The organism is Pseudonocardia sp. (genome assembly GCF_025965585.1).
GTDB lineage: Bacteria > Actinomycetota > Actinomycetes > Mycobacteriales > Pseudonocardiaceae > Pseudonocardia.
Genome location: NZ_JAOPWR010000192.1, coordinates 1 through 4,888 on the forward strand (window position 1 = coordinate 1; position 4,888 = coordinate 4,888).

A 4,888-nucleotide genomic window follows, 5' to 3' on the forward strand; every position below is an offset into this window, starting at 1 on the left:
ACCATCCGCGTCGCGCTGGAGCCGACCACCACCGTCGTGAGCATGTCGACCTCCGTCGGGTCGAACTCCGACAGCGGCCGCGTCCACACCCGCTGGCCCGGTCGCCCGGCCTGCCGCACGGCGCCGACGGGGGTGTCGGCGGGGCGGTGCGCCCGGAACGCGTCGAGGGCCGCGCCGAGCTGCCAGTGCCGGTCACGGCTGCGCGGGTTGTAGAAGCAGGTCACGAAGTTCGCCGCGGCGGCCGCGGCCACCCGCTGCTCGATCACCGGCCACGGGGTGTGCAGGTCCGACAGCGAGATCAGCACGTGGTCGTGGCCCAGCGGCGCCCCGAGCAGCGCGGCCGCCGACAGCGCCGCGGTCACGCCGGGGACACCCACCACCTCGATGCCGACACCGATCGTCTCAGGGCCCGCGCCCTGCAGGGCCGGGCTCGCCATCGCGTAGACGCCCGCATCACCGGAGCCGATCAGCGCGACGGCGTGCCCCTTCGCCGCGAGCGCGACGGCGTCGGCGGCGCGCTGCTCCTCGTCGCCGAGGCCGCTGGCGTGCACCTCGGTGCCGGGACGGAGCAGGTGGGCGATCTGGTCGACGTACTGGTCGAGCCCCACCACGATCGAGGCCCGGCGCAGCTCGGCGTCCGCGCGCGGCACCCGCAGGTCGGCCGCGCCGGGCCCGAGACCGACCACCGCGAGCCGTCCGCGGGGCCGGATCCGGGCCGCGGCCACGGTCACGTTGTCGCCCTTGATCTTGGGGACGGCCAGCTCGACCGGCGCTCCCCCGGCCAGCTCCGCCGCCGCGTGCAGGGCGGCCGCCTCGGCGACGCTGGCCGTGCCGACCTCCGCCCGGACCACCTCGCTGGGATGGGGCACCTCGATCGCGGCCAGCACCTCGGCCGGGTAGGTGCGCAGCTCGGCGGGGGCGACGGCGGCGAGGATGCCGGCCTCGTCGGCCTTGAGGTCGAGGCTCGCCCACGCGCGGACGGCGCGCAGGTCGAGCCCGTGCTCGGTCCCCAGGCGGCGCAGCGTGTCGGTGACGGCCTGCCCGGGCACGCCCCGGGCGCTCCCGATCCCGACGACGAGGGTGGGCGGCACGAGCCGAGTGCGCGCGAGCCGGGGCGCCGCGGCGCGCGAGTCGGACTCAGCGTCCGCGCTCGACACATCCGCCGGCGCGCGCGAGCCGGGGGCTGCGGGCGCGGGTGTCGGGTCGTCGAGGCGGTCGGTGATCGTGATCGTGTGCCGCGGCTCCCCCGTCAGCGGCGGGAGCGGGGGCAGCGGGAAGCCGAGCGGGTTCTCGACGCGCGCGGCCCCGTCGAGAAGGGCGGTGCCGGCGGCCGCCGCGTCCCCGTCGACGGTGGCACCGAGCAGTGCCACCAGCTCGTCGACGCCCGCGCTGCCCGCCGCGTCGGACGCCGTGGTGATCACCGGTTCGGCTCCGAGCACGGCCGCGACACGCGACGCGAGGACGTTGGCACCCCCCTCGTGACCACCCGCGAGGGCCACGGCGAAGCGGCGCGCCTCGTCCACGCAGACGACGCCGGGGTCGGTGCGCTTGTCGGCGAGCAGCGGCGCGATCAGCCGGACCGTGGCGCCCGTGGCCAGGAAGAACACGGCCCCGTCGAGAGCGGGCCAGAGCGCGGGCAGCTCGTCGAGCGGGTGGGTCGTGGCGCCGAGCGCGGCCCCCACCTCGGCGGCTGCGCGACGGCCGGCATCGGTGACGGCGAACAGGGCGATGGTCACGGACGAACTCCCCAGAGGACGGTGATCGGGTTGGTGGCTGCCAGGCGGACGGCTCCGTCGGGCAGCGGGCTGAGGCGGGACGCGGCGATCTGCACGCCGTCGACGGCGTGGCCGGCGGCGAGCAGGGCGGCGCGGGTCGGGGCGATGCGGTCGAGGGCGGCGAGGGCGACGACCACCCGGTCGGCCCCCGCGACGGCGGCGACCACCTCGGGGCCCCCGCCTCCGACGAACACGGCATCGGGATGCGGCAGCCCCGCGAGCGCAGCGGGCGCCTCGCCGTCGACCAGGCGCACGTCGACGGCGTGGGCGGCGGCGTTCTCGGCGATCCGCGCGAGGTCGTCCGGGCGTCGCTCGACCGCCAGCGCCGCCGCCCCGAGCCGGGCGCACTCGACGGCGACCGACCCGGACCCCGCACCGACGTCCCACATGAGCGTCCCGGGCCGGGGCGCCAACCGGGCGAGCACCACCGCGCGCACCTCGGCCTTGGTGACCATGCCGGCGCGGTGGGCGAACGCGTCGTCGGGCAGCGCCCAGCCACCGGGCGGCGGCACGGGCTCGCCACCGGCGTACCAGCCACGCGCGGGGACGGCGCCGGCGTCGCGCAGGCACAGGACGACGCTGAGCGGATGCCAGTCGCGACCGGCTGCCTCCGTGGCGGGCAGCGTCGTCAAGCGCTCGGAAGGCCCGCCCAGGTCCTCGGCGACGACGAGGGTGCGCGGCCAGCCGTCGAGCGCCGCGCCGATCTCGGCGGGCCCGGCGCCCGGCGCCGTCAGCACGGCCGTGGCGGCTGCGGCCCGGCAGACGTTGACGGCCGGGCCGAGCGCGCGGCCGTGGGCGCTGACCACGGCGACGTCGTCCCACGAGCGCCCGAGCCGCGCGAACAGCGCCTGCACGCTGGACGGTGCGGGCAGCACCACCGGCGTGTGGCCGCGCTCGCGCAGCACGCGGACGATGCCGAAGAACCCCGGGTCGCCGCTGGCCAGCAGCACCGCGCGGCGGCCGGCGAGCTTCTCCAGGGCGGGCTCGAGCGGGCCGAGCTCCACCCGCTCGGCGGCGTCCGGGAGCGGGACGGCGGCGAGGTGGCGGCGTCCGCCCGCGACGATCTCGGCGGCGGCGAGGGCCTCGATGCCTCCCGCAGGGAGCGGCCCGCCGTCCATCCCGATGACGGTCAGGCCCACGCGGCCCGCCGCCGATCCGTGCCGACCCGCGCGCCGATCCGTGCCGACCCGCAGACCAGTTCGCGTCGACTCGCGGGCTGGGTCACGGGGCCGGGCGGCCGGCGGCGCGGGCGGCCCGGAGTGCCGCTCGCGCCTCACGCTCGGGCTTGCGGAACGTGTGGAAGTGGCCGGGGTGGTAGAGGTGGCTGCGCGTGCCGGTGGCCCCGAGCGCGGCGCCGACCAGGAACAGCGTCTGGCGCCAGAGCTTGCGCTCCTTGCACACCGCCTCGACCTCGTCGAGCCGGCAGCGCACCGTGATCTCGTCGGGCCAGCTCGTGCGGTAGGCGACGACGACGGGGGTGTCGGCCGGGTAGCCGCCCGCGGTCAGCTCCTCCACCATCTGCGACGTCCGCGCCGCCGACAGGAAGATCGCCATCGTGGTGCCGTGGCGGGCGAACTCGCGCAGCTTCTCCCTCGTCGGCATCGGTGTCTTGCCGCCCTCGAGCCGGGTGAGCACCACCGACTGTGCGACCTCGGGGATGGTCAGCTCGCGTCCGGCGACGGCCGCGGCCGCCCCGAACGCGGAGACGCCGGGCACGATCTCGACCTCGAGGTCCATCGCCTCGGCCGCGTCGTACTGCTCCTGTACCGCGCCCCACAGCGACGGGTCGCCGGAGTGCACGCGGGCCACCTTCAGCCCCTCGTCGGCGGCGCGGCGGTAGAGCGCGAGGACGTCCTCGTGGGCGATCTTCGACGAGTCGACGAGCTCGGCGTCGGCGCGGGCGTGCTCGGTGACGCACTCCTCCATCACCAGGCTGGCGGCCCAGATCACCACGTCGGCCTCGGCGATGCGCCGCGCCCCGCGCAGCGTGATCAGATCGGCCGCGCCCGGCCCGGCCCCCACGAACGACACTCTCCCGCGATCCACGCCGGACAGTCTGTAATGCGGCGGTCGGCCGAGTCCAACCCGCGGGCCGGACTGCGACGCTCGGCACGGTCAGCGCCACCCGCATCGAGGCCACGCTCGCGCTCCCGCCCCACGCTCGCGATGCGACGCGCGCGCCGATGACGGAACGCGCGCGGCGGTCGCGGTTGCCCCGGCGACGCCGCCCGGCACACTGGTGCCGACGACGAGGTCCGCCTCCCCAGCGGATCCGCGTCATCGCGCCCCCGACCTCAGGGGTTACCCGTAGCGCGGCGGGGCGCGGGCTGGGAGGGGCCGCGCGACGGTGCGGTCAGACGCGCGCCGACCGGGCCGCGACGACGAACCTCGCCACAGCGCCGGGGTCCCCCGCCGGGTGGGTGTGGAGGAACGACGCATGCACGCCGCCCTGGACGAACCCCTCGGGCTCCCCACGCCGCCACCCCCACGCCGCCTGCGCGCCCGCGCGGGGCGTCACGGCGCAGTGGTGGAACTCGTGGCCCGGCACCCGCGTGCCGGCGGCGAACACCGAGGAGTCGGCCAGTGCGACGGCCTCGCGGTAGCCCAGCGTCAGCCGCCCGGTCATCGCGGCCTCGGCGGGCAGCACTCCGCACATCGGCGCGCCGTCCAGCGACGCGCACAGGTAGAGCAGCCCGCCGCACTCGGCGTGCACCGGGGCCCCCGACGCGGCGAGCGCGGCGACGTCGGCGCGCAGGGTCGCGTTCACCCCGAGCGCGGCGACGTGCTCCTCGGGGAAGCCGCCGGGCAGCACCAGCGCGGCGGTGTCCGGGGGAAGCCCACCGTCGCGCAGCGGGTCGACGACCACCACCTCTGCTCCGGCCGCCTCCAGCAGCTCGACGTGCTCGGCGTAGCCGAAGGTGAACGCGGCGCCCCCGAACACCGCGATGCGACCGGGTTCGGCACGACCGGGCGCCGTCCCGGCGGGCCCGGCGTCGACGACCTCGGCCGGTGACCAGACTGGGCCGGACGGCAGCGGCTCCGCCAGGGCCGTCACCGCATCGAGGTCGACGTGCGCGGCCACCAGCTCGGCCTTCGCGTCCTCCGCCGCGACG

The 4,888-nt window shown here is 77.5% G+C and carries 3 protein-coding genes and 1 pseudogene; all 4 read right to left on the reverse strand.

Annotation, left to right across the window (positions count from 1 at the left end; all coding sequences use genetic code 11):
- Positions 1–1,736: precorrin-3B C(17)-methyltransferase (cobJ, locus tag JWR81_RS12315; protein ID WP_297650731.1), on the reverse strand; the 1,736-nt coding region annotated here is incomplete at its 3' end.
- Positions 1,733–2,914, reverse strand: a complete 1,182-nt coding sequence (gene cbiE / locus JWR81_RS12320; RefSeq protein ID WP_297650733.1) for a precorrin-6y C5,15-methyltransferase (decarboxylating) subunit CbiE — start codon at positions 2,912–2,914, stop codon at positions 1,733–1,735. The genes cbiE and cobJ, both read right to left, overlap by 4 nt.
- Positions 2,915–2,996: 82 nt before the next feature.
- Positions 2,997–3,821, reverse strand: a complete 825-nt coding sequence (cobM, locus tag JWR81_RS12325; protein ID WP_297650734.1) for a precorrin-4 C(11)-methyltransferase — start codon at positions 3,819–3,821, stop codon at positions 2,997–2,999.
- Between the two features lie 307 nt (positions 3,822–4,128).
- Positions 4,129–4,888 (reverse strand): annotated as a pseudogene (locus tag JWR81_RS12330) (cobyrinate a,c-diamide synthase); the annotation flags it as partial.